We start from the raw sequence: 24,128 nt of genomic DNA, 5'->3' as shown, positions 1-24,128 counted from the left end.
TCAATCGTGCGTTTGCACAGCATCGTCCTGGGACTCCTCGGCGAAGGAAAACACCGGCTCGTTGTTTGACGCACCGGTGCGCCATATAGCGGCCTTCCAAATTGTTTCGAGCTTGTCGTGGGTTTCACTCAGTCGAGGGGTCTGCTCAAGTGCGAGCACCCGGTGGCGGTCAAAGCTCAACCGCAGCCGCTGCCATATAGAGGGCTCTACCCAGGCGCGTAAATAGTGCAGAGGGTCTTCAGTGCTGATTTTCAGGGTGTTGGGCATCAGTGCCTTGGAAAGGCGTGCGCACCAGAGTTGCAGGTCCTGGCTCAACGGTGTGTGAGTCTTGATCTGGTAAACACCGCCGACCAGCGCGAGGATAAGGTCTCTGCGTTGCGCAGGTTCAAGGACCAACTGCAGCAGGGCTGGCGACGGTTCGACAGGCAGGCATGGGGCAATTCCCAACGCCGTTGCCATTGCCGCGTGCTGGCTCTGGCAGAGTGTTTTCGAATAGGGCCATGATGGGGTGAACGGCGGCCAGTCGTGGGGCGAATCGAGCCAGGGGCAGGCCCACCACTTGGCCCAGGTGAGGTTGTCATGCGTCATTCGCGTTCGGCTCGGCTTGTTGAGCGCCGCGCGCCTTTTTCAGCCAGAACCCTGCCGCTGCACACCCTGCTACCAGGACGATAAAGAACAATGTAAGCGTGGTCTGCCAAAAAGCGAGGTCACTCGGCTTAATCAGAAACGGCCCGAAGTAGGCGAGTTGCTGCTTTTGTTTGTAGGCGGTAGCCGGCACAAAGATCACGGTCAGTTTTTGCGGGTTTGCAACGGCCGTGGTCATGCCCGGTATGCTACTGGCGACCATCCGCCGAATGCGCGGCAGCAGGCTGTCAGGTTCCAGCCGTGGATCATGCTTGATGAAGACCGATGCCGAGGCCGGTTGTACCGGCTCTCCCGGTGCGACTCGCTCGGGCAGTACCACGTGCACCCTGGCGACAAGAACTCCATCGATATTGGACAAGGTCGCTTCCAGCTCCTGAGACAACGCATAGATATAGCGGGCACGTTCCTCAAGCGGTGTAGAAATCACACCTTCCTTGCGAAAGACGTCGCCCAGTGTGGACCGCGCAGTCTTTGGCAGCCCGGCGGCGGCAAGCGTGTGGACGGCGGCAGCAATATCGTCTGTACGCACGCGAACGACCACGCCGTCTTTTTCCAGCTGTTTTTGTGCCCGAATCTGCTTGTCTGCCAATTCAGCGATCACCTCATTGGCTTCCTGCTCGGATAACTTTCGGTGCAGTTCGACGCTTTCACCGCATCCGCTCAGCACCGATAAGAGGGTCAGCCATAAGAGAATAAAGCGGCAGCGGCGCATGGTTCACCTATTGCAGGTTAGTGGCTTTCTCAACGAACGAAGCGCAGTGTTTTATGACCTTGACGCCGATGTTGAGGATTTCTTTTGATTCAATAATGGTCTGTGCGGCGTCCGCCATTTTCAGCTCGTTTTGGGTCTTGGAGTATTCACGCAGCAGCTTGGGGATTTTTTCGTGGTTGGATTTCAACCGCTCTGATTGGTCCACCAGCGACCGACTGTTTCCTGGGACGGGGGGAGCCTGCGGGTAAGTAATGTTCTGCTCCAGTGCCGCACTGAAGAAATGCGCGTCGTGGGTGCTATCGCTGCTTTTTTCGGCGGGAAACCCGGGGGCACCTGAATAGGTTCCCCGCTCTTTTTCAAGCGTTGTGCGCATAGATATATCCCTCAGAAAAATAGTAAGGCTTTCTCTGGTTTTTAAACTAGAGAAAGCCTGTGCTACTTATTGTACTTTGTTCAGTACTTGGCTCCACTTGTTAGCTTTTGTAACTTGTGTTTCAATTTTTGCCATTTCGAGGGTGTTCTTGTTTCTTTCCTTAAGCTCTTTATTCAGTTCGCCCTGCAGTGCTTCGCTGCTGATGCTGCCGCCACTGTTACCGCCGCCGATTGGAGAGGACATAAATTCACCTTTGGGGTTACTGTCAGTTAATAGAGTGTTTGTTATGAGCTATTCGATTAATCGCGCTAAATCTTTATTTGATAATCGACGCTCGTATCCTTAGTGGCGAAGCCTCTAGAAACAGTTCCATCGGCGGATGGCTACTTGTTTCTATTTTTTTCATGCGTTAAGTGCAACACCCAGCTGCTTCATTCGATAATAGAGGGTGCGCTTGGCGACACCCAATTCCAACGCCACACAATCCACGCTGTAAGTGTGACGCTGTAGAGACTCTTCGATGAGTGTTTTCTCAATGCGTTGCAGACGGTCTTTCAGGCCCAGTTCCAATGGTTCGGCATTTGATGCCGATAAAGGCGGCAGCCCAAGGACAAAACGCTTGGCCGTGGAGCGTAGTTCGCGGACATTGCCCGGCCACGGATGACACAGCAACTGCTGGAGCAGTTCGGTTGTGGGGTGGGGGGCTGTGCAGTTGAAGTGCTCTGCCTCGTGTTTAACCATCTCCAGAAACAACGGTACGATACGCTCACGTCGGTCACGCAGCGGCGGCAGCTTGATATTAATAACGTTCAGGCGAAAATACAGGTCCCGCCTGAAGCTGCCTTGCTCGACCATGTCATGCAGTGATTGTTGAGCGGACGCAATGACGCGCATGTCGACCGGGATGAACCGTGTTGAGCCGAGCCGTTCAACACCGCGTGATTCGAGCATTCGCAATAGCTTGGCTTGAAGCGAAAGCGGCATGCTGTCGATTTCATCCAAATACAACGTACCCAAGTGAGCCGCTTCGATAAACCCTGCGCGTGACTGCACAGCCCCGGTATAAGCACCACTGTTGACACCGAACAATTGGCTTTCGGCGAGGCTCTCCGGAATGGCTGCGCAATTTACCGCGACAAAGTTGCCTCGTCGGCCCGACAGGCGGTGTACGCGTTGTGCCAGGGTATCTTTACCCGTACCGGTCTCTCCCAGCAACAAGATGTCAACATTAAGTGTCGCTGTGCTATTGATCGTGTTCTCTATATCCGAGCCATCAATGAGTGGCGTATCGGTTTCGCGTTCTTTTTGATCGGCGGCCGACATCGGATAGGTGCTCCACTCTCGTGATTTTTTGCGATTAAAAGGCTGTTATTCAAAACGTGCTTGGACTGCGCGTAAAGTATAAGATTTCTCGTCGAGTATGCAGGTAAGAGTAAGCCAGGCTTGCGTAGGAAAAGTCATTAACTTGTCGCTTAACATCATTCAAAGTGATTGATCTGTTGTTTGCGTAATAAATAGGAAATATCTTAAGCTTTCAAATAAACAACAAGATAGCGATTGCCGATAGACAAACAACCGCCCACAAAAAAGCCGATGCAGGGCATCGGCTTTTTGTTTGCGGCAATGCCGCAGGTGGCGCTTATACGTTGAAACGGAAGTGCATTACGTCGCCATCCTTGACGATGTACTCTTTGCCTTCCAGGCGCCATTTACCGGCTTCCTTGGTACCGGCTTCACCCTTGTACTGGATGAAGTCGTTGTAGGCGATGACTTCGGCGCGGATAAAGCCTTTTTCGAAGTCGGTATGGATCACGCCGGCGGCCTGTGGTGCGGTGGCACCGACCTTGACGGTCCAGGCGCGGACTTCTTCGACACCGGCGGTGAAGTAGGTCTGCAGGTTAAGCATTTCGTAACCGGCGCGGATCACGCGGTTCAGGCCAGGCTCTTCCAGGCCCAGGGCCTCGAGGAACATGTCCTTTTCTTCGCCGTCATCGAGCTCGGCGATTTCTGCTTCGATCTTGTTGCACACCGGAACCACGATAGCGCCTTCTTCGTCGGCGATGGCCTTGACCACATCCAGCAAAGGGTTGTTCTCGAAGCCGTCTTCGGCGACGTTGGCGATGTACATCACAGGTTTGGTGGTCAGCAGGTGGAAGCCTTTGACCACGGCTTTCTCGTCGACGCCCATGTTCTTCATCAGGCTGCGTGCCGGCTTGCCTTCGGTGAAGTGCGCGATCAACTGCTCCAGCAGGCCTTTTTGGACCACTGCGTCCTTGTCGCCGCCCTTGGCATTACGCGCGACTTTCTGCAGTTGCTTCTCGCAGCTGTCGAGGTCGGCGAAGATCAGCTCCAGGTCGATGATCTCGATGTCGCGTTTCGGGTCAACGCTGTTGGAGACGTGAATCACGTTCTCGTCTTCAAAGCAGCGGACCACGTGGGCGATGGCATCGGTTTCGCGGATGTTGGCCAAAAACTTGTTGCCCAGGCCTTCACCTTTCGACGCACCGGCCACCAGGCCTGCGATGTCGACGAACTCCATGGTGGTCGGCAGGATACGCTTGGGATTGACGATCGCCGCCAACGCGTCCAGGCGCGGGTCTGGCATCGGCACGATACCGCTGTTGGGTTCGATGGTGCAGAAGGGGAAGTTCTCCGCCGCAATACCGGACTTGGTCAGGGCGTTGAACAGGGTGGATTTGCCGACGTTGGGCAGGCCGACGATGCCGCAATTGAATCCCATGGTGTTTCCCCTCGGTAAGAGTCAGGCCTTCTGGCTGTGCAGGTTTTTCATCGCGCGGTTCCATTCACCGGCGAAGATATCCGGCAGCACGCCGAGGGCAAAGTCGATGCTGGCATCGAGTTTTTCCTGTTCGGCGCGTGGCGCACGACCCAGGACGAAATTTGAAACCATACTGGCAACGCCTGGGTGGCCAATGCCGAGCCGCAGACGGTAAAAATTATTCTGATTGCCCAACTGCGCAATGATGTCGCGCAGGCCATTGTGGCCGCCATGCCCGCCGCCGAGCTTGAGCTTGGCAACACCGGGTGGCAGGTCCAGTTCGTCATGGGCCACCAGGATTTCTTCGGGTTTGATCCGGAAGAAGCCCGCAAGCGCCGCGACAGCCTGGCCGCTGCGGTTCATGTAGGTGGTGGGAATCAGCAGACGAACATCCTGACCCTGGTGCGAGAAGCGCCCGGTCAGGCCAAAATACTTGCGATCGGCCACAAGGTTTACACCTTGCGCGTGGGCGATGCGCTCAACAAAAAGGGCCCCCGCGTTATGCCGGGTCTGTTCGTATTCGGCGCCTGGATTTCCCAGGCCAACGATCAGTTTAATGGCAGTCACGACAGGGGCCCTTCCTTTGGAGTTGTGGATAACATCGCCGCAACCTGTGTGCGGCGAAAGCGGTCAACAAAAGATCATTTACTCAAGAGTAAACGCCGCGTTATCGCCCGCTTTCTCGCTACGTTCCGGTCCGCGATGTTTCCTCAAGCTCCGACATTACAGAGTGAATTACTCTGCAGCGCCTTCTTCAGCTTCTGGTGCAACGCGTGGAGCGTGAACGTTTGCAACAGCTTTGTCATCACCGTGAGCCAGTGCAACAAACTCAACGCCTTTAGGGGCTTTGAGGTCGGACAGGTGGATGATGGCGCCGATTTCCAGAGCCGACAGGTCGACTTCGATGAACTCAGGCAGGTCTTTCGGCAGGCAGGTCACTTCGATTTCGTTCAGGACGTGCGAGATTTCGCCGCCTTTCTTAACCGGAGCTTCTTCGCCAACGAAGTGTACTGGAACGATGGCGGTCAGTTTCTGACCGGCAACAACGCGTACAAAGTCAGCGTGCAGCACGTGGCCTTTGGCCGGGTGACGTTGCAGAGCCTTGATGATTACGTTTTGCTTTTTGCCGCCAACGTTCAGTTCGATAACGTGGCTGTAGGCAGCATCGTTTTCGAGCAGTTTGGCGATTTCTTTGGCCAGCATGCTGATGGATTCAGGGGCTTTGTCGCCACCGTAAACTACAGCTGGAACCAGGCTTGCGAGACGACGCAGGCGGCGGCTCGCACCTTTCCCCAGGTCGGAACGCGCTTCAGCATTCAGAGTAAAATCGTTCATGTTGTATCTCCAAAATAACCACATTCGCCCCAGCGTTTGCGACCAGCGCTAAAGGCGATATGGGCAAAAAAGCCCCGCCCCAACAGAATGCTGGGGCGGGGCGCTTTTCGTCAGTGGGATGTTTCGTAAGGTTTGACCCTTATCGGAACATCGCGCTGATCGATTCTTCGTTGCTGATGCGGCGAACCGCTTCGGCAACTACCGGTGCGATATCCAGTTGACGGATACGCGAACAGGCTTGAGCTGCTGCGGACAACGGGATGGTGTTAGTCACCACCAGTTCGTCCAGCATGGAGTTCTCGATGTTCTCGATCGCTCGGCCCGACAGCACAGGGTGTGTGCAGTAGGCGAAGACTTTTGCTGCACCGTGCTCTTTCAAGGCTTTCGCCGCGTGGCACAGGGTGCCGGCGGTGTCGACCATGTCATCAACCAGAATACAGGTACGCCCTTCGACATCACCGATGATATGCATCACTTCAGAGTGATTGGCTTTCTCACGGCGTTTGTCGATGATCCCGAGGTCCACGCCCAAGGATTTGGCAACAGCCCGTGCACGCACGACGCCGCCAATGTCCGGGGACACGATCATCAGGTTTTCAAAGCGCTGGTCTTCGATGTCATCCACCAATACTGGGGAGCCGTAGATGTTATCTACCGGAATATCGAAGAACCCCTGGATTTGGTCAGCGTGCAGGTCAACCGTGAGAACACGGTCGATGCCTACCACGGTCAGCATGTCAGCAACGACTTTCGCGCTGATAGCCACACGTGCGGAACGCGGACGGCGATCCTGACGGGCATAACCAAAGTAAGGGATTACAGCTGTGATTCGAGTCGCTGAGGAGCGGCGGAAGGCATCAGCCATCACGACGAGTTCCATCAGGTTATCGTTGGTCGGAGCGCAAGTCGGCTGAATAATGAAAACATCTTTACCGCGGACGTTTTCATTGATCTCGGCTGTAATTTCGCCGTCGGAGAATTTACCGACAGAGATGTCACCGAGAGGGATATGCAGCTGACGTACGACACGTCGAGCCAGATCGGGGTTGGCATTCCCCGTAAAGACCATCATCTTGGACACGCGCAGTACCTAGAGGCTGAGGGTAACCTGGATGAGTATTAGAAAATGGCAGGGGCGGCTGGATTCGAACCAACGCATGGCAGGATCAAAACCTGCTGCCTTACCGCTTGGCGACGCCCCTGTATCTGTTGCAACGAGTACCCAGTACTCGGTTCCTTTTAGAGCAGACTTTGCAGCTTGCGATGCAACATCGAAACGTTGCTTCCCTTTGCTACAAACCCTGTAAGGGTCTCTGTAAGAAGGGCCGAGACTTTATCAGCTTCAGCTTTGCTTGGGAAGCCCCCAAACACACAACTTCCAGTTCCGGTTAATTTTGCTTCGGTAAATTTACCTAACAAATTCAAAGCGTTACGTACCTCTGGATAACGCCTTGCTACAACCGGTAAGCAGTCATTTCGACTGTTTCCCTTGGGAACGGGGCGCACTTTAATGGGAGGAGAGTTACGTGTCAACAGTGGATCTGAAAAAATTTCTGCTGTACTTACAGATACTTGCGGAACAAGCACGACATACCAAGGCTCTTCGGGGTATTCCGGGGTGAGTTTCTCCCCAACGCCTTCGGCAAAAGCCGCGTGCCCACGCACGAAAACCGGTACGTCGGCGCCCAGTGTCAGGCCTAGCGTGGCCAGGCGATCGTGGTCCCAGCCCAGTTGCCACAAGTGATTCAAACCGAGCAGCGTGGTCGCGGCATTTGAGCTGCCGCCACCGATGCCGCCGCCCATGGGCAAAATTTTATCGATCCAGATGTCGATACCGAGGGGGCAACCGGATTGCGCCTGAAGTTTTTTTGCGGCCCTGACAATCAGATTGCTGTCGTGGGGCACGCCTTCGAATTCGGTGTGCAACTGGATCACGCCATCGTCACGTACGGCGAAGGTCAGTTCATCGCCGTAATCGAGAAATTGAAACAGCGTCTGCAGTTCGTGGTAGCCGTCTTCGCGGCGACCAAGAATGTGCAGCATCAGGTTGAGTTTGGCGGGAGAGGGCAGCGTCAAGCGTTCTGAGGTCACGTTATTGCCCCAGCTTGCGCGGTTGCCATTCCTTGATCACCAGCGTGACGTCAAGGTCGGTGCCATGCAACTTGATGCGTTCAGGCAGCCAGTAACCGCTCTGTTCTACATAGCTCAAATACTCGACCTGCCAGCCATCCTGCTCAAGCGTAGCCAGGCGGCTGTCGCCGTTGAGGCTCAGGCGGCTCTTGCTGTCCGGCGCAGGCAAACCGCGTACCCACCACACCAGGTGCGAAACCGGCAGCTTCCAGCCGATCTGTTGTTCCAGCAGTTCTTCCGGCGTGGCTGCCTCATAGCGTCCCTGGTTGGCCACTTCCAGGCTCACTTGCCCGGGTCGGCCGGTCAGGCGTGCTGCGCCACGGCCCAGCGGTCCGGACAGACGAATATCGTAATAGTCCTGACGTTGCAGCCAGAACAAAGTACCGCTGCCGGAATCTTTCGGTGCGCGCACCCCGACTTTGCCGTCGATCTGCCAGCCGTCAATGCTGCTGAGCTGATCCTTGTGCTGCTGCCATTGCGCCTGGTTGCCCTGGCCTTCAACGGATTCACGGCTGCCTATGCCCGCGCAACCGGCGAGCAGGGCGATAAAACTGAAAACAATAACGTGGCGCAAGAACATAAGCTTAAAGGGTCTCGGATCCGGTCAGGCGCTTGATGGTACTGCGCAGGATGGGGCTTTCGGGTTGTTCCTTGAGGAATTTCTCCCAGATCTGGCGTGCTTCGCGCTGTTTACCGTTGGCCCACAGCACTTCACCCAGGTGGGCGGCCACTTCCTGATCCGGGAAGCGTTCGAGTGCCTGACGCAGCAAGCGTTCGGCTTCGTCGAGGTTGCCCAGGCGGTAATTCACCCAGCCCAGGCTGTCGAGTACGGCCGGGTCTTCCGGGTTGAGCTTGTGCGCCTGTTCGATCAGCACCTTGGCTTCAGCGTAACGCGTGGTGCGGTCCGACAGGGTGTAGCCCAGGGCGTTGAGCGCCATGGCGTTGTCCGGGTCGCGCTTGATGATCAGGCGCAGGTCTTTTTCCATCTGCGCCAAGTCATTGCGTTTTTCCGCCTGCATGGCGCGGGTGTACAGCAGGTTCAAATCGTCGGGGTATTGCAGCAAAGCTTGTTGCAGCAATTTCCAGGCGCGTTCGCCCTGCTTGTTGGCCGACAGCGTCTCGGCCTGGATCAGGTACAGCTGGATCGCATAGTCCGGTTCGGCATCGCGTGCCGCCGCCAGGCGTTTTTCGGCTTCGTCGGTGCGGCCGTTGCTCATCAGGATGTCAGCCTGACGCAGTTGGGCTGGCAGGTAGTCATTGCCAGGGCCGACCTGGGCGTACTCAAGCAGCGCAGCCTGCGGGTCGTTGCGTTCTTCCGCGATGCGGCCGAGGTTCAGGTGCGCCGAATCCACGTGGCTTTCGCGCTCGATCAACTCTTCCAAGTAACCCTTGGCCTCGTCCCAGGCCTTGGCTTCCAGGCACACCAGTGCCAGGGAGTAACGCAACTCGTCATCGTCGGGGTATTGCTGGACCAGGTTGGCGAACTGCACTTTGGCGTCTTCCATGCGGTCTTGCTCAACCAGCATTCGCGCATAGGTCAGCAGCAAACGCTTGTCGCCCGGGTACTTCTTGATGCTTTTTTCCAGCAGTGGAATGGCTTCCTTGCCGCGATTAAGGTTCTGCAGCAAGCGGGCGCGCAGCAGAATCGGGGCGATCTCGCCGTCTTCCGGCGGGTTCTGCTCCAGCAACTTGAGCGCAGCGTCGGCTTCGTCATCTTGTTGCAGCAGCAAAGCCTTGCCGAAAATCAGCTGGCTGTTCTTCGGATGTTTTTGCAGCAGGCGGTCAAAACTTTTCATCAAGCCATTGCGCGTGTCCTGGTCGGTGTCGGCAGCCGACAGCGCGAGGAAGTCGAAATGCGTGTCGCCCTTGCCCTGCAGGACTTTTTCCATATAGACCATGGAGTCGTCATAACGCCCGGCGCGTGCCAGTTGCACGGCCGCCGCGCGTTGCGCTTCGAGGTCGTCCGGGGCGTTTTTCGCCCAGATCAGCGAAGTATCCAGCGCAGCCTGGTCAGCGCCCAGGTATTCGGCGATGCGAAACGCACGCTCCGAAATGCCCGGGTCCTGGGTATTGATGGCCTGGGTCACGTAGTTATCCAGGGCAATATCGAAACGATTGCGCTGGCCGGCGAGTTCGGCGGTCAGCAGGCTATAGATCGTTTCTTCATTGAACGAGGAGTAAACCTTGGGCTTTTCAGGGGCTGGGGTGCTGTCTTCGACCGGCGGCGTACCGTCCGGCGACACGGGTGCCAAGGCCTGGCAGCCGCTGAGGAAGACAAAAGCAAGGAGCAACGCGGAAGATCTATTCATATAGGAAGAGGACGACTAACCTGCGGTCGGATCATCATGACACAAGCCTTCGGCCAAACATAACCGAGTCTCAATGGGCGCCTTTATAGGCACAAGCTACTAGGACAATAGACGACGGTGGTTGTTCTGGATCTTTCGAAGTAGGACAATTGTCGGCTTCCCGACATCATCAGCGATATTGAATGGCCTTCCTCGCACTCGGTATTAACCACAAGACTGCAACCGTAGACGTGCGCGAGCGCGTGGCGTTTACGCCAGAGCAGTTGGTTGAGGCCTTGCAGCAGCTCTGCCGGCTCACCGACAGCCGCGAAGCTGCGATCCTTTCGACCTGCAATCGCAGCGAGCTTTATATAGAGCAAGAACATCTTTCGGCGGATGTGGTGCTGCGCTGGCTGGCCGATTATCACCATTTGGACCTCGACGACCTGCGCGCCAGTGCTTATGTGCACGAAGAGGATGCGGCAGTTCGTCACATGATGCGCGTCGCCGCAGGGCTCGACTCGCTGGTGTTGGGCGAGCCACAGATCCTCGGCCAGATGAAATCCGCCTACGCAGTGGCCCGCGAGGCCGGCACCGTCGGCCCGTTGCTCGGCCGATTGTTCCAGGCTACGTTCAATTCGGCCAAGCAAGTGCGCACCGACACAGCCATCGGTGAAAACCCGGTGTCCGTCGCGTTCGCCGCTGTCAGCCTGGCCAAACAGATTTTCAGTGACTTGCAGCGCAGCCAGGCGCTGTTGATCGGCGCCGGTGAAACCATCACCTTGGTCGCCCGCCACCTGCATGACCTGGGCGTGAAGCGTATTGTGGTCGCCAACCGCACCCTCGAGCGCGCAAGCATCCTGGCCGAGCAGTTTGGCGCCCACGCCGTGTTGCTGTCGGACATCCCGGCCGAGCTGGTGCGCAGCGATATCGTCATCAGCTCCACCGCCAGCCAGCTGCCGATCCTCGGCAAGGGCGCGGTCGAGAGCGCGCTGAAGCTGCGCAAGCACAAACCGATCTTCATGGTGGATATCGCCGTTCCCCGCGATATCGAGCCTGAAGTCGGCGAGTTGGACGACGTTTATCTCTATAGCGTCGATGATCTGCACGAAGTGGTCGCCGAAAACCTCAAGAGTCGCCAGGGCGCAGCCCAGGCCGCCGAGGAAATGGTCAGCACCGGCGCCGAAGACTTTATGGTGCGCCTGCGTGAGCTGGCGGCGGTCGATGTGCTCAAGGCGTATCGTCAGCAGGGCGAACGCCTGCGTGATGAAGAATTGATCAAGGCCCAGCGTTTGTTGGCCAACGGCAGCAGCGCCGAAGAAGTGCTGATGCAACTGGCACGCGGCCTGACCAACAAATTGCTCCACGCCCCCAGCGTTCAGTTGAAAAAGCTTACCGCCGAAGGCCGCCTCGATGCGCTGGCCATGGCCCAGGAACTCTTTGCCCTCGGTGAGGGCGCGTCAGATAGCTCTTCGGATAAAAAACCGCAATGAAAGCGTCACTGCTCAATAAACTGGACGTGCTCCAGGACCGTTTCGAAGAACTGACCGCCTTGCTCGGCGATGGCGAGGTCATCTCCGATCAGACCAAGTTCCGTGCCTATTCCAAGGAATACGCCGAAGTTGAGCCGATTGTGGCCACCTATAAAAGCCTGATGAAAGTGCAGGCCGACCTTGAGGGCGCCCAGGCACTGCTCAAGGACAGCGACCCGGACATGCGCGAAATGGCCGTGGAAGAAGTCCGCGAAGCCAAAGACAAGCTGGTCGAGCTCGAAGGCGACCTGCAACGCATGCTGCTGCCCAAAGACCCGAACGACGGGCGCAACGTGTTCCTCGAAATCCGCGCCGGCACCGGTGGCGACGAGGCGGCGATCTTCTCCGGCGACCTGTTCCGCATGTATTCGCGCTACGCCGAGCGACGTGGCTGGCGGGTCGAGATTTTGTCCGAGAACGAAGGCGAACACGGCGGCTATAAAGAAGTCATCGCGCGGGTCGAAGGTGACAACGTCTACGGCAAGCTCAAATTCGAGTCCGGCGCGCACCGCGTGCAGCGGGTTCCGGCAACCGAATCCCAGGGCCGTATCCACACCTCGGCCTGCACCGTGGCCGTGTTGCCCGAGCCGGACGAGCAGGAAGCCATTGAAATCAACCCGGCGGACTTGCGTGTCGACACCTACCGCTCGTCGGGCGCTGGTGGTCAGCACGTGAACAAGACCGACTCGGCGATCCGTATCACCCACTTGCCGTCGGGCATCGTGGTCGAGTGCCAGGAAGAACGCTCCCAGCACAAAAACCGTGCGCGGGCCATGTCCTGGCTGTCGGCCAAGCTCAACGACCAGCAGACCAGCGCCGCCGCCAACGCGATTGCCAGCGAGCGCAAGTTGCTGGTGGGCTCGGGCGACCGCTCCGAACGCATCCGCACCTACAACTTTGCCCAGGGCCGGGTCACCGACCACCGGGTCAACCTCACCCTTTACTCCCTCGACGAAATTCTCGCCGGTGGCGTTGATGCGGTGATCGAGCCTTTGCTGGCCGAATACCAGGCCGATCAATTGGCGGCGATAGGTGAATAAATGACGATTATTGCCAGCCTCCTGCGCGCTGCTGACCTGCCTGACTCGCCCACCGCGCGTCTGGATGTGGAATTGCTGCTGGCCGCAGCCTTGGGCAAATCGCGCAGCTACCTGCACACCTGGCCGGAAAAAATCGTCAGCAGCGAAAACGCGCTGACCTTCGCCGATTACCTGCAGCGTCGTCGCGCGGGTGAGCCGGTGGCCTACATCCTCGGCCAGCAGGGCTTCTGGAAGCTGGATTTGGAGGTCGCGCCGCACACGCTGATCCCGCGTCCGGAAACCGAGCTGCTGGTGGAAGCTGCCCTTGAATTGTTGCCGGCCACGCCTGCCAAGGTCCTCGACCTGGGGACCGGCAGCGGCGCGATCGCCCTGGCCCTGGCCAGCGAGCGCCCGGCCTGGCAGGTCACCGCCGTCGACCGCGTACTGGAAGCCGTGGCCCTGGCCGAACGCAACCGCCAGCGCCTGCACCTGAAGAATGCCACGGTGTTGAGCAGCCATTGGTTCAGCGCGCTGCACGGCCAGCGCTTTGACCTGATCATCAGCAACCCGCCTTACATTGCCGATAACGATCCGCACCTGGTGGCCGGCGATGTGCGCTTTGAACCCGCCAGCGCCTTAGTGGCGGGCCATGATGGGCTGGACGATTTGCGCTTGATCATCGCCCAGAGCCCGGCCCATTTGAATGCCGGCGGCTGGCTGTTGCTCGAACACGGTTACGATCAGGCTTCGGCGGTGCGTGATTTGTTGTCGGGTGAGGGCTTTGAAGAGGTCCACAGCCGCATCGACCTCGGCGGCCACGAACGCATCACGTTGGGGCACCGCCCGTGCTGACCGACCAGGAGCTGTTGCGCTATAGCCGACAGATTCTGTTGCAACATGTCGATATCGACGGCCAATTGCGCCTGAAAAACGCGCGTGCGCTGATTGTCGGCCTCGGCGGCTTGGGTGCGCCAGTCGCGCTGTACCTGGCCGCCGCCGGTGTGGGCGAGCTGCACCTGGCAGACTTCGACACCGTCGACCTGACCAACCTGCAACGCCAGATCATCCACGACACCGACAGCATCGGGCAGACCAAGGTCGATTCGGCCATGCGCCGCCTGAGCGCCATCAACCCGGACATTACGTTGGTCGCCCATCGCACCGCGCTGGATGCCGATTCACTCGCCGCCGCTGTGGCTGCGGTAGACGTGGTGCTCGATTGCAGCGACAACTTCTCCACCCGTGAAGCCGTCAACGCCGCTTGCGTTGCAGCTGGCAAGCCTTTGGTCAGCGGCGCGGCCATTCGCCTGGAAGGCCAATTGTCAGTGTTCGACCCGCGCCGCGCCGAAAGCCCGTGCTACCACTGTTTATACGGGCACGGCAGCGACACCGAACTGACCTGCAGCGAAGCCGGTGTGATCGGCCCGTTGGTCGGCCTGGTCGGCAGCCTGCAAGCCCTGGAAGCCTTGAAGTTACTGGCAGGTTTTGGTGAGCCGTTGGTGGGGCGCTTGCTGCTGATCGATGCCTTGACCACGCGTTTTCGCGAACTGCGCGTCAAGCGCGACCCCGGCTGCAGCGTGTGCGGGACGGCCCATGGTTAAGGACGCGCCCATCGGTGTGTTCGATTCCGGCGTCGGCGGCCTGTCGGTGCTGGATGAAATCCAGCAATTGTTGCCCCATGAGTCACTGCTGTACGTGGCTGACGGCGGGCACATACCTTACGGTGAGAAATCCCCGGCCTTTATTCTTCAGCGCAGCCGTTTGGTCGCCCAGTTTTTCCGCGAACAAGGCGCCAAAGCCTTTGTGATTGCCTGTAACACCGCAACCGTCGCCGCCGTGGCCGATTTGCGCCAGGACTACCCCGACTGGCCTTTGGTGGGCATGGAGCCGGCGGTCAAACCCGCCGCCGCCGCCACCCGCAGTGGCGTGGTCGGCGTGCTCGCCACCACCGGCACGTTGCAAAGTGCCAAGTTCGCAGCGTTACTCGACCGCTTTGCCACCGATGTGCGGGTGATTACCCGGCCGTGCCCGGGCCTGGTGGAGTTGATCGAAACCGGTGACCTCAACAGTCCGGCGCTGCGCCAGCTGTTGCAGGGCTACGTCGAACCGCTGCTGAGCGCCGGTTGCGACACCATTATCCTTGGTTGCACCCACTATCCCTTCCTCAAGCCACTTCTGGCGCAGATGCTTCCCCCCAGCATCGTCCTGATCGACACCGGCGCCGCCGTGGCGCGTCAGCTCAAACGCTTGCTGGGCGAGCGTGACTTGCTGGCTGCCGGCAATCCACAGCAGGCGCAATTCTGGACCAGCGGTGATCTGTACCACCTAAGAAATATCCTACCGACACTATGGAAACATTCCGGAGTTGTGCGAAGCTTTGGCTCGTGAAAAATTCGTGAAAATTCGCTGAACTTCTGCTTCTGCGTAAGCTTCTATAGCGAGTTAGCCTGTTTAAAACCATACAACTTCGTTCTCAAAGGATGTGCTCTTATGAAGCGCTTGTTCTGTTTGGCTGCGATTGCGGCCGCTGTGGTGGGACACTCGGTTTCAGCTCAGGCTGCCGGCCTGGAATTTGGAGTGGGGGGCACCAGCGATTCGACCATGACCTACCGCCTTGGCCTGACGTCGGACTGGGATAAAAGCTGGTGGCAGAGCGATACCGGGCGACTGACCGGCTACTGGAGCGGCGCTTACACCTACTGGGACGGCGACAAGCGCGCGAGTGTCAGCAGCCTGTCGTTCTCGCCTGTGTTCGTTTATGAGTTTGCCGGAGAGAGGGTCAAGCCTTACATCGAAGCGGGCATCGGTGTAGCGGTGTTTTCACGCACGCGGGTTGAAGACAACAACATCGGCCAGGCCTTCCAGTTCGAAGACCGCCTGGGCTTTGGCTTGCGCTTTGCCGGTGGGCATGAAGTGGGCATTCGCGCCACGCACTATTCCAACGCCGGCATCAGCAGCAACAATGACGGGGTAGAGAGTTACTCGTTGCACTACACCTACCCGTTGTAACTCTCAAGCCTGCGCAAGCCAGCACCCACATAGCTTGACTTGGAATACAGTCAAAATGTGGGAGCGGGCTTGCTCGCGAAGACGGTGTTTTCAGACGCCTGATGCATCGCCTGACACGGCGCTTTCGCGAGCAAGCCCGCTCCCACAGGTTGATCGCGTTTAGCCGGTTTTGGCTCTACATGGCTTGACGTGAAACACAGCCAAAACTGTGGGAGCTGGCTTGCCTGCGATAGCGTCGGGTCAGCCAGCATATTTGTCACTGTAAAACCGCCATCGCAGGCAAGCCAGCTCGCACATAGCTTGACTTGGAATACAGTTAAAATGTGGGAGCGGGCTTGCTCGCGAAGACGGTGTGTCAGACGCCTGATGCATCGACTGACACTGCGCTTTCGCGAGCAAGCCCGCTCCCACAGGTTGATCGCGTTTGGCCCGTTGTGGCTCTACATGGCTTGATGTGAAACACAGCCAAAACTGTGGGAGCTGGCTTGCCTGCGATAGCGTCGTGTCAGTTGGCATATTTGTTACAGGAAAATCGCCATCGCAGGCAAGCCAGCTCCCACATTTTGATCTTCATCAGTCTTGGGATCAGCGATATGCCGTCGCAATGCCTTGGCGCTCTTCAAGGCACTCCGGTGCGCCCATCTCGAACTCCCGACAGATAAGCGGCCGCCGCTCGTAGATTGTGCACATCATCGTGTCCCGATCCAGTGCCGCGCACCAGCCGTCGTCCAGACGCAGCATCACTTCACCGCCCCAGTCGTCGGTATCGATAAAGCGTTCCGGCACACCCGTGTCGGTAATCAGCATGACTTCCAGCTGGCAGCAGCAGGCCGCGCACGTCGAGCAGGTGACGGCGGGTTCGGTGATTTGAGTGTGGGGGATGTTGGTCATAGGCGCGCAGTGTAAGGCAAGCGACTTGCGCGCGCATGAATGCTCTGACGGACGTCAGTGCCCAAGCTGCCGCGCCACCCAGTGCATGACCGGGAACAGGATGGCCCAGAGCAGAGCCAGGCCGATCAACGTCAGCGTCGTGTCGTAGCCGAAACGCACACCGGCCAATTGGCTACCGGCGTAGTAAGACAACGGCCCGCCCACCGCGCCCAGCAGGCTGGCGCGCCACCAGGGTTGTGCACTCCAGGCCAGGCAATGGCGCAGCGTGGTGGCGAGCAGTGCCCAGAGCATGATCAGCCAGAAGGGAATCAGCGGGCCTGGAGAACCAAAGTGAAACACGCCAAAGGTGCGCAGTGAGGTGTCAATCACGGTGCCCAGCAGCGTGACGGCGAGGATCACTTGGCTTTCCGACGACCATGAACTTGTCCACAGCAAATGGATAACCAGTACGGCGGCCCCGAGCCATAACCCGCGGCTGTCACCGCCCAGCACACAGGCAAACCAGCCGCACTGGAACAGCGCGGCATTGGCCAGCGGTTTAAGCACTGAAGCGCCCGAGCAACGGCGGGTTGATCGCCGCAGGCTTGGCCAGCAGCAACTGCGCGGTACCGATCGTTCGCTCCATAAACCCGCCTTCGCAGTAGCACAAGTAGAATTCCCACAGGCGCAGGAAGTACTCATCGTAGCCCAACTCGGCAAGACGGCCATGGGCGCGTCGGAAGTTCTCATGCCACAGGCGCAAGGTGCGTGCGTAGTGCAAGCCGAAGTCTTCCATGTGCAGCAGGTTCATGTCGGTGTCGCGGCTGACGATCTGCAGCATGTTCTGCACAGAGGGCAGCGCGCCGCCGGGGAAAATATAGCGCTGGATAAAGTCGACACTGTTTTTGGCCTGCTCAAAACGCTGCTCGCGAATGGTGATGGCTTGCAGCAGCATCAGGCCGTCGCTTTTGAGCAGGTGCGCGCATTGCTTGAAGTAGGTCGGCAGGAAGCGATGGCCGACCGCTTCGATCATCTCGATGGACACCAGCTTGTCGTACTGGCCGGTCAGGTCGCGGTAGTCCTGCAACAACAGCGTCACTTGGTCCCTGAGGCCCAAGCTCTCGATGCGTTTTTCGGTGTAGGCAAACTGCTCTTTGGACAAGGTCGTGGTGGTGACCTTGCAGCCATAGTGCTGCGCCGCATACAGCGCCATGCTGCCCCAGCCGGTGCCGATTTCGAGCAAATGGTCGGTGGGTTTGAGTGCGAGCTTCTGACAGATGCGTTCCAGCTTGTTCAACTGTGCCTGTTCCAGGCTGTCGTCGGGCGTCAGGAACTGCGCCGCCGAATACATCATGGTCGGGTCGAGGAATTCCTCGAACAGGTCGTTGCCCAGGTCATAGTGGGCGGCGATGTTTTTCTGCGAGCCCTTGCGAGTGTTGCGGTTAAGCCAGTGCAGGCCTTGGGTGAACGGCCGCGCCAAGCGCGCCAGGCCGCCTTCCATGGCGTCGAGCACATCAAGGTTGCTGACCATCACGCGCACCACCGCGGTGAGGTCCGGGCTGCTCCAGTAACCGTGGATAAACGCCTCGCCGGCGCCGATCGAGCCATTGGCCGCCACCAAGCCCCAGACCGCCGAATCGTGAATCTGGATTTCGCCCAACAGATGCGCTTCGCGTGCGCCGAACACCTGGCGCTCGCCGTCCTCGATCACCACCAATTGGCCGTGGCGCAGTTGGCTGAGCTGGCGCAGCACACCTTTGCGCAACAGCGCACTGGTCACGCCGTTGACGTTCAGGCGGTTGGTCTTGACCGATAAGCTAGGGGATTTCATGGCGGCGATCCTTGGTATACCCGACTGCGGTGCGAGAGGCGCCATCGGCGGCCTGATGGGAAAAAATCGGTGTGCGTTTGAGCAACAGGCGCATGGCTTGCCAGTAAATCGCCAGGCAGGTCTTGGCGGTCATCCACGGGAAGCGCCACAAGTAGCGATGCAGGCTGGCGCGGGTCAGCGCTTCTTTTTGCAGGCTCAAGGTGGCGTCGAAGACTTTTTGCGTGCCCTGCCAATCGGCCATGTGCACACCCAGCCTGTCGGCCGGCGGGCTGAAGCTCATGCGGTATTCCAGGTCGCGGGGTAAAAACGGCGACACATGGAACGCCTTGGCCACGGCGAAGTGCTGGTGTTCCTCGGCGCCGAGCGCCTGGGCCGGCAGCACATAGTGGTAGCGCTCGCGCCACGGGGTGTTGGTCACTTCACACAGGATCGCGGCTAGTTGCCCATCGGCCTCGAAGCAGTAGAAGAAACTCACCGGATTAAAAGCCAGGCCCCAACTGCGGGCCTGGGTCAGTAGGCAGATAACGCCCTGGGGCTTGCGCCCCAGCGCCTTGCCGACTTCCTGGCGCACGGCATCGCTCAAGCTGATGCCGTGACGCGTAAATTCACGCAGGTAGTCCTGCTGGCGAAAACCGAAGGGCGCCAGGCGGCCGTTGCCGGCCAGGGGCGATAGCCCGAGCACTTCGTCTTGTTCGCTCAAATCCAGGTACAGCAGGCCGATGCGGTAGCGAAAGGCGTGGGCCTTGGGCGCAAACCGGCGATGGGCGATCCAGCCGCTGTACAGGGCGCTGTTCATAGGGTTTCGCCAAAGGCCTGGGCCACGCGCAATGCGCTGGTCACGCCGTCTTCATGAAAACCGTTGGCCCAATAGGCGCCGCAATAAAATGTGTTACGCGCGCCGTGCAATTCTTCCCAGCGGTTTTGCGCGGCCACTGCTGCCAGGCTGTATTGCGGATGCGCGTAGGTGTAGCGCGCGAGGATCTTCAGCGGGTTGATCATCGGCGTCTGGTTGAGGCTGACGCAAAAAGTGGTGTCGCTGTGAATGCCTTGCAGGATGTTCATGTCGTAAGTGACGGCCGCCTGGGTTTGCGCGGTGCCGCTCAGTCGATAATTCCAGCTGGCCCAGGCCAATTTGCGCTCGGGCAGCAGGCGCGTGTCGGTGTGCAGCACCACGTCATTGTCGGCGTAGGGTAAAGCACCAAGAATCTCCAGCTCGGCCTGGCTCGGGTCGGCCAGCAACGCCAAGGCCTGGTCGCTGTGACAGGCGAACACCACGCGATCAAAGGTCTCGCTGCCGGCGGGGCTGTGGATAACCACGCCATCGCCTGTGCGTTCGACTTTATCCACAGGACAATTGAGACGGATCTGCTCACGAAAACTGCGGGTCAGTGGCTCTATGTAGCTGCTGGAGCCGCCTTCAATCACGCACCACTGCGGCCGGTTGTTCACCGACAACAAGCCGTGGTTCTTGAAAAACCGCACAAAGAACTGCAACGGGAAACCGAGCATGTCCGCCAGGGACATCGACCAAATCGCTGCGCCCATCGGCACGATGTAATGGCGGATAAAGCGTGGGCCATAACCCCCGGCGTCGAGGTAGTCGCCCAGAGTCATGTCGGCGCTGATGCGTTGCTCTTGCAGGTCCAGCGGAGCCTGGCGGTTGAAGCGCAGAATGTCGCGCAACATGCCCCAGAACCCCGGCGACAGAATGTTGCTGCGTTGGGCAAACAGGCTGTTGAGGTTATTGCCGTTGTACTCGAAGCCTGCGTGCTGGTCGCACACCGAGAAGCTCATTTCGGTCGGCTTGAAGGTCACGCCGATCTGCCCGAGCAGGCGGATGAAATTGGGGTAGGTCCAGTCGTTGAACACGATGAAACCGGTGTCCACGGCATAGCGTTGACCTTCGACTGTGACATTGACGGTGTGGGTATGCCCGCCAATGCGCTCGCCCGCCTCAAACAGCGTGATGTCGTGGCGACGGCTGAGCAGGTAAGCGCTGGTCAGCCCGGCGATACCGCTGCCGATGATGGCGATCTTCACAGGTCGTCCTTCCTCGGTGGCGGGCTGCGCAGCATGCGTTTGCCGATAATCAGTTGCGCGCGGTTTGGCAGCTTCGACAGTGGCCACAAGGTGGCGATAAACATCGCCGGGAAGGCGATTTCCAGCGGGCGCTTTTCCAACTTGGCGAAAATATGCCGTGCAGCCTTCTCGGCGGACCAACTCAGCGGCATCGGGAAATCATTGCGTTCGGTCAGTGGCGTGTCGACAAAACCCGGGCTGATCACCGTGACGTCGATGTTCTCCGGCGACAGGCTGATGCGCAGCGATTCAAACAGGTAACGCAGCCCGGCCTTGGACGCGCCATAGGCTTCGGCACGTGGCATTGGCAGGTAGGTCACGGCGCTGGCGACACCGACCAAGTGCGGAGTAAGGCCTTTGCGCAACAGCGGCAATGCCGCTTCGATGCAATAGCTGCTGGCAAGCAGGTTGGTGCGCACCACGTGCTCGACGATGGAGGAATCGAATTGCCGGGCGTCAACATACTCACAGGTGCCGGCGTTGAGGATCACCGTATCCAATGAGCCCCAGACCTCGCCGATGTGTTCGCCTATCTCGCGTACGGTCTGGCTGTTGGTCAGGTCGCCGGCTACCACCAGCACTTGGCCTGGGTAACGCAGGGCGAACGCTTCAAGCGGGCCTTTGCTGCGCGAGCTGAGCGCCACATGCGCGCCACTCTCGAGCAGTTCGACGGCCAGAGCGGCACCGATGCCACTGCTGGCACCGGTCAACCAATAACGGCGTGGCGGTACAAGGCTCATCCGATTCTCCTTTTTAGCCAACTGACCACAGGGCCGACTACCGGTAAGTGTTCATAGAGCAACGCGCCCGCATCGAAATAATCGCGGTGGCGGTAGACCTTGTCGCGCCACATCAGGTGCGAACAACCTTCCACCCGAATCACCTTGCCACTGGCCAGGCGCGGGTGGCAAAAACTCATTTTCCAGCGCAGGTAGCCTTCACCTTCGGCGACCTGGTCGAAGCCGTGGAAGTCAAAACGCAACTGGCTGATGTTGCTGTACATCTCGGCGAAGTAGGCGCGCAAAGCGGGCAGCCCCTGCACTTCATGCAGCGGATCGGTGAAGGCGATGTCCTGGCTGTACAAGCTGTCGAGCAGGTGCAGGTTGTGCTTGTCCAGCGTGGTAAAGGCCTGGGCGAACCGGTGCAGGAAGTCACTCATGTTCGGCGACCTCCTGGCGTGAAGGCAGGTTGCGAAAAGCGGCCAGGGCGCGCTCGCGGGATTTTTTCAGGTCGACAATCGAGCGTGGGTAATCGGCCGCGCCGAACAGGCCACCGGCGGCTTCGGGGTTGTGCACTTCTTTCTTGTTCAGCGCCGCTAATTCTGGCAGCCAGTGCTTGATGAACACCCCTTCGCTGTCGAACTTTTCCGACTGGCTCAACGGGCTGAAAATCCGGAAATACGGTGCCGAGTCGGTGCCGGTGGACGAACTCCACTGCCAGCCGCCGTTATTGGCAGCCAGGTCGCCGTCGATCAAGTGGCGCATAAAGAAGCGCTCACCTTCACGCCAGTCGATCAGCAGGTTCTTGGTCAAAAACATCGCCACCACCATGCGCAGGCGGTTGTGCATCCAACCGGTTTCCAGCAGTTGGCGCATGGCCGCATCAATGATCGGCAGGCCGGTGCGCGCTTGCTGCCAGGCGGCCAAGTCCTTGGGCGCATCGCGCCAGGCCAGGGCCTCGGTTTCGGGGCGGAACGCGCGGTGGCGCGATACCCGTGGGTAACCGACCAGAATATGCTTGTAGAACTCGCGCCACAGCAACTCGTTGATCCAGGTGATGGCGCCGATATCGCCGCTTTCAAACTCACCCTGGTTGGTTTGCAGGGCGGCGTGCAGGCACTGGCGCGGTGAAACCACACCGGCGGCGAGGTAGGCCGAGAGCTGGCTGGTGCCGGGTTTGGCCGGGAAGTCGCGTTCGTCTTTGTAGTAGCTGATCTGTTGGTCGGCGAAGGCGTCAAGGCGGCGGCGGGCTTCTTCTTCACCGGCGGGCCAGAGGGCGCGCAGGGTGTCGCTGGGTGTTGCGAAACCTTCGACCTGATCCGGGATGGTGTCGCTGTTCACCTTCAGCGGTGCCTGTTGTTGCGGCGTGGCCACCAGGCGCGGCAAGGCGCTGTGCAGGCGGCTGTAGCAGACCTTGCGGAACTGACTGAACACCTGGAAGTAAGTGCCGGTTTTGGTCAGCACGCTGCCGGGTTGGAAAAGCAATTGGTCAAGGTAGCTGTGAAACGTCACCCCGTCAGCCTCCAGGGCGTTGGCCACGGCTACATCGCGACGGCTTTCATGAATGCCGTATTCCTCGTTGACGTGCACCGAGTCCACCGACAGTTCCCCGCACAGTTTGCCCAGCACGGCGGGTGCCTCGTCCCAGGTGGGGGCGGTGCGAATCAGCAAGGGAATGTTCAGTTCGCTAAGGGCCGGGCTCAAGTGCTTGAGGTTGCGCAGCCAGAAATCGACTTTGCACGGCGCATCATCATGGGCCAGCCATTGCTGCGGCGTGATCAGGTACACGGCGACAACCGGGCCGCGCTGGCAGGCGGCGGCGAGGGCGGTGTTGTCGTGCAGGCGCAAGTCGGTGCGCAGCCAGATCAAATGCATTTAGACAATTCCACGCTGGATCAGTAACTGGTGGGCCGACAACGGGTCTTCGGCCACGAACAAATCAGGAGTGTCACGGGTTAATACGGCTAACTCGTCTTGGTGGATGCATACCGTTGGTCCGGCAATCAAAATTGGGCAACTGATGCCGCCTGAAAGTTTGCTGAGTGCCGACAGGTGGATGGCTTTGCTTGAATACAGCAGCACCGCACGCGGCTGCAGATGTTCCACCGCCAGGGCCAGTTCGCCGGCCGGCAATGGCCAATCAAAGACTTCCACGGGGCAATCGGCACTGCTGGCCAGCCAGGCGCTGAGCCACAGGTGCGGCTCCAGCGGCACGTCGGATTGGTTGACCAGCAACAGCGGCGCGCCTTGCAGCTGGCGGTTGTTGTGGTAAATGCGCGCGCCGAACTTGCTGCGCAGCCAGGACAGAAAGAACACCCGTTCCATTTGTGCGCCGAATTGGCCCTGCCAGCGTTGCTCCAGCGCGGTGAGCAGCGGCAGCATCAATTGCTCACACAAGGTGCGCGGCGGGTACAGCGCCATGGCCTGGTTGAACAGGTCGTCGACCCGGCGTTCGGTCAGTTCGCTGATCGCGGTGATCAGTTTATGCCGCAGCACATGCCATTCATTTTCGACGCTGTCGGGGCTGGCCTGGGCGGAATCGATCAGGCCTTTGACCTGGCTGACCGGTACGCCACGGTTGAGCCAGGTCAGAATGGTGTGGATGCGTTGCACGTGTTCGGCGCTGAACAGCCGATGGCCCTTGGGCGTGCGCTGGGGCACGATCAGGCCATAACGGCGCTCCCAGGCGCGCAGGGTCACAGCGTTGACGCCGGTCTGGCGCGCTACTTCGCGAATCGGCAGCCAGCCGTCTTCGATGGCTTGGGCGATGTCTTCGACAGGTTCGTCTTGCAGGGCAGGTGTCATGG

At 59.0% G+C, this 24,128-nt stretch carries 27 protein-coding genes and 1 tRNA gene; 6 read left to right on the top strand and 22 right to left on the bottom strand.

The annotated features are described in order from the left end of the window. The 13 genes from K0H48_RS06825 to K0H48_RS06765 form a co-directional block, all read right to left on the bottom strand. Complete coding sequence (locus K0H48_RS06825) at window positions 1–588, bottom strand: type III secretion protein (protein WP_219266880.1); 588 nt, start codon at window positions 586–588, stop codon at window positions 1–3. Further along, complete coding sequence (gene sctJ, locus K0H48_RS06820; RefSeq protein ID WP_219266879.1) at window positions 578–1,357, bottom strand: type III secretion system inner membrane ring lipoprotein SctJ; 780 nt, start codon at window positions 1,355–1,357, stop codon at window positions 578–580. The genes K0H48_RS06825 and sctJ overlap by 11 nt, the downstream gene beginning before the upstream one ends. Before the next feature lie 7 nt (window positions 1,358–1,364). Further along, window positions 1,365–1,730, bottom strand: coding sequence for a hypothetical protein (locus K0H48_RS06815; protein ID WP_219266878.1), 366 nt, complete (start codon window positions 1,728–1,730; stop codon window positions 1,365–1,367). Window positions 1,731–1,796: 66 nt separating this feature from the next. Next, complete coding sequence (locus K0H48_RS06810; protein ID WP_219266877.1) at window positions 1,797–1,973, bottom strand: hypothetical protein; 177 nt, start codon at window positions 1,971–1,973, stop codon at window positions 1,797–1,799. A gap of 159 nt (window positions 1,974–2,132) precedes the next feature. Further along, window positions 2,133–3,053 (bottom strand): sigma 54-interacting transcriptional regulator, encoded by a 921-nt coding sequence (locus tag K0H48_RS06805; protein WP_219266876.1) that lies wholly within the window; start codon window positions 3,051–3,053, stop codon window positions 2,133–2,135. Between the two features lie 316 nt (window positions 3,054–3,369). After that, complete coding sequence (ychF, locus tag K0H48_RS06800) at window positions 3,370–4,470, bottom strand: redox-regulated ATPase YchF (RefSeq protein WP_065929659.1); 1,101 nt, start codon at window positions 4,468–4,470, stop codon at window positions 3,370–3,372. A gap of 21 nt (window positions 4,471–4,491) precedes the next feature. Next, the gene (gene pth / locus K0H48_RS06795; RefSeq protein ID WP_010213318.1) at window positions 4,492–5,076 is read right to left on the bottom strand and encodes an aminoacyl-tRNA hydrolase; all 585 of its coding nucleotides are present in this window, start codon (window positions 5,074–5,076) and stop codon (window positions 4,492–4,494) included. 168 nt (window positions 5,077–5,244) lie between these two features. Beyond that, window positions 5,245–5,844, bottom strand: a complete 600-nt coding sequence (locus tag K0H48_RS06790) for a 50S ribosomal protein L25/general stress protein Ctc (RefSeq protein WP_200432594.1) — start codon at window positions 5,842–5,844, stop codon at window positions 5,245–5,247. A gap of 139 nt (window positions 5,845–5,983) precedes the next feature. Further along, window positions 5,984–6,925 (bottom strand): ribose-phosphate pyrophosphokinase, encoded by a 942-nt coding sequence (locus K0H48_RS06785; RefSeq protein WP_003208392.1) that lies wholly within the window; start codon window positions 6,923–6,925, stop codon window positions 5,984–5,986. A gap of 46 nt (window positions 6,926–6,971) precedes the next feature. After that, a tRNA-Gln gene (locus K0H48_RS06780) sits at window positions 6,972–7,046 on the bottom strand. Between the two features lie 37 nt (window positions 7,047–7,083). Then, on the bottom strand, window positions 7,084–7,887 hold the full coding sequence (ispE, locus tag K0H48_RS06775; protein ID WP_094948979.1) for a 4-(cytidine 5'-diphospho)-2-C-methyl-D-erythritol kinase: 804 nt from the start codon (window positions 7,885–7,887) through the stop codon (window positions 7,084–7,086). A 49-nt stretch (window positions 7,888–7,936) separates the two neighbouring features. After that, entirely contained in the window at window positions 7,937–8,554 is a 618-nt protein-coding gene (gene lolB, locus K0H48_RS06770; RefSeq protein WP_219266874.1) for a lipoprotein insertase outer membrane protein LolB, read from the bottom strand. A 4-nt stretch (window positions 8,555–8,558) separates the two neighbouring features. Further along, on the bottom strand, window positions 8,559–10,283 hold the full coding sequence (locus K0H48_RS06765) for a tetratricopeptide repeat protein (protein ID WP_138816935.1): 1,725 nt from the start codon (window positions 10,281–10,283) through the stop codon (window positions 8,559–8,561). Between the two features lie 182 nt (window positions 10,284–10,465). Here K0H48_RS06765 and hemA point away from each other — a divergent pair, with 182 nt between their 5' ends. From hemA to K0H48_RS06735, 6 genes are all read left to right on the top strand, one after another. Beyond that, complete coding sequence (hemA, locus tag K0H48_RS06760) at window positions 10,466–11,755, top strand: glutamyl-tRNA reductase (protein ID WP_056859135.1); 1,290 nt, start codon at window positions 10,466–10,468, stop codon at window positions 11,753–11,755. Next, window positions 11,752–12,834: a peptide chain release factor 1 gene (prfA, locus tag K0H48_RS06755; protein ID WP_219266873.1), complete on the top strand. Its 1,083-nt coding sequence runs from the start codon at window positions 11,752–11,754 to the stop codon at window positions 12,832–12,834. Before hemA ends, prfA begins: the two co-directional genes overlap by 4 nt. Then, a complete protein-coding gene (prmC, locus tag K0H48_RS06750) occupies window positions 12,835–13,665 on the top strand; it encodes a peptide chain release factor N(5)-glutamine methyltransferase (RefSeq protein WP_219266872.1) in 831 nt (276 codons plus the stop codon). After that, entirely contained in the window at window positions 13,659–14,414 is a 756-nt protein-coding gene (locus K0H48_RS06745) for a molybdopterin-synthase adenylyltransferase MoeB (protein ID WP_219266871.1), read from the top strand. The genes prmC and K0H48_RS06745 overlap by 7 nt, the downstream gene beginning before the upstream one ends. Continuing rightward, the gene (gene murI / locus K0H48_RS06740; RefSeq protein ID WP_219266870.1) at window positions 14,407–15,201 is read left to right on the top strand and encodes a glutamate racemase; all 795 of its coding nucleotides are present in this window, start codon (window positions 14,407–14,409) and stop codon (window positions 15,199–15,201) included. Before K0H48_RS06745 ends, murI begins: the two co-directional genes overlap by 8 nt. Window positions 15,202–15,303: 102 nt before the next feature. Continuing rightward, window positions 15,304–15,822 (top strand): acyloxyacyl hydrolase, encoded by a 519-nt coding sequence (locus K0H48_RS06735; RefSeq protein ID WP_138816929.1) that lies wholly within the window; start codon window positions 15,304–15,306, stop codon window positions 15,820–15,822. 585 nt (window positions 15,823–16,407) lie between these two features. On the opposite strand, the gene K0H48_RS06730 is transcribed toward K0H48_RS06735, so the two are convergent. Genes K0H48_RS06730 through K0H48_RS06690 form a run of 9 tightly spaced genes read right to left on the bottom strand, consistent with a single transcriptional unit; the run spans window position 16,408 to window position 24,126 of the window. Next, complete coding sequence (locus tag K0H48_RS06730) at window positions 16,408–16,713, bottom strand: YkgJ family cysteine cluster protein (RefSeq protein WP_219266869.1); 306 nt, start codon at window positions 16,711–16,713, stop codon at window positions 16,408–16,410. A 54-nt stretch (window positions 16,714–16,767) separates the two neighbouring features. After that, on the bottom strand, window positions 16,768–17,259 hold the full coding sequence (locus K0H48_RS06725; protein ID WP_219266868.1) for a DUF2878 domain-containing protein: 492 nt from the start codon (window positions 17,257–17,259) through the stop codon (window positions 16,768–16,770). Then, window positions 17,252–18,523: a cyclopropane-fatty-acyl-phospholipid synthase family protein gene (locus K0H48_RS06720; RefSeq protein ID WP_219266867.1), complete on the bottom strand. Its 1,272-nt coding sequence runs from the start codon at window positions 18,521–18,523 to the stop codon at window positions 17,252–17,254. Before K0H48_RS06720 ends, K0H48_RS06725 begins: the two co-directional genes overlap by 8 nt. Then, window positions 18,510–19,319: a DUF1365 domain-containing protein gene (locus K0H48_RS06715; protein WP_219266866.1), complete on the bottom strand. Its 810-nt coding sequence runs from the start codon at window positions 19,317–19,319 to the stop codon at window positions 18,510–18,512. Before K0H48_RS06715 ends, K0H48_RS06720 begins: the two co-directional genes overlap by 14 nt. Beyond that, a complete protein-coding gene (locus K0H48_RS06710; RefSeq protein WP_219266865.1) occupies window positions 19,316–20,563 on the bottom strand; it encodes an FAD-dependent oxidoreductase in 1,248 nt (415 codons plus the stop codon). The genes K0H48_RS06715 and K0H48_RS06710 overlap by 4 nt, the downstream gene beginning before the upstream one ends. Next, window positions 20,560–21,342: an SDR family oxidoreductase gene (locus K0H48_RS06705; protein ID WP_219266864.1), complete on the bottom strand. Its 783-nt coding sequence runs from the start codon at window positions 21,340–21,342 to the stop codon at window positions 20,560–20,562. The genes K0H48_RS06710 and K0H48_RS06705 overlap by 4 nt, the downstream gene beginning before the upstream one ends. Beyond that, a complete protein-coding gene (locus tag K0H48_RS06700) occupies window positions 21,339–21,761 on the bottom strand; it encodes a nuclear transport factor 2 family protein (protein ID WP_219266863.1) in 423 nt (140 codons plus the stop codon). Before K0H48_RS06700 ends, K0H48_RS06705 begins: the two co-directional genes overlap by 4 nt. Next, a complete protein-coding gene (phrB, locus tag K0H48_RS06695) occupies window positions 21,754–23,196 on the bottom strand; it encodes a deoxyribodipyrimidine photo-lyase (RefSeq protein WP_219266862.1) in 1,443 nt (480 codons plus the stop codon). Before phrB ends, K0H48_RS06700 begins: the two co-directional genes overlap by 8 nt. Further along, window positions 23,197–24,126 (bottom strand): MerR family transcriptional regulator, encoded by a 930-nt coding sequence (locus K0H48_RS06690; RefSeq protein WP_219266861.1) that lies wholly within the window; start codon window positions 24,124–24,126, stop codon window positions 23,197–23,199. It lies immediately after the preceding gene. Window positions 24,127–24,128 lie beyond the last annotated feature (2 nt).

Origin of the sequence: Pseudomonas sp. Xaverov 259 (genome assembly GCF_019352915.1) — a bacterium.
Lineage (GTDB): Bacteria > Pseudomonadota > Gammaproteobacteria > Pseudomonadales > Pseudomonadaceae > Aquipseudomonas.
This window is presented reverse-complemented; position numbering and strand designations above follow the sequence as displayed.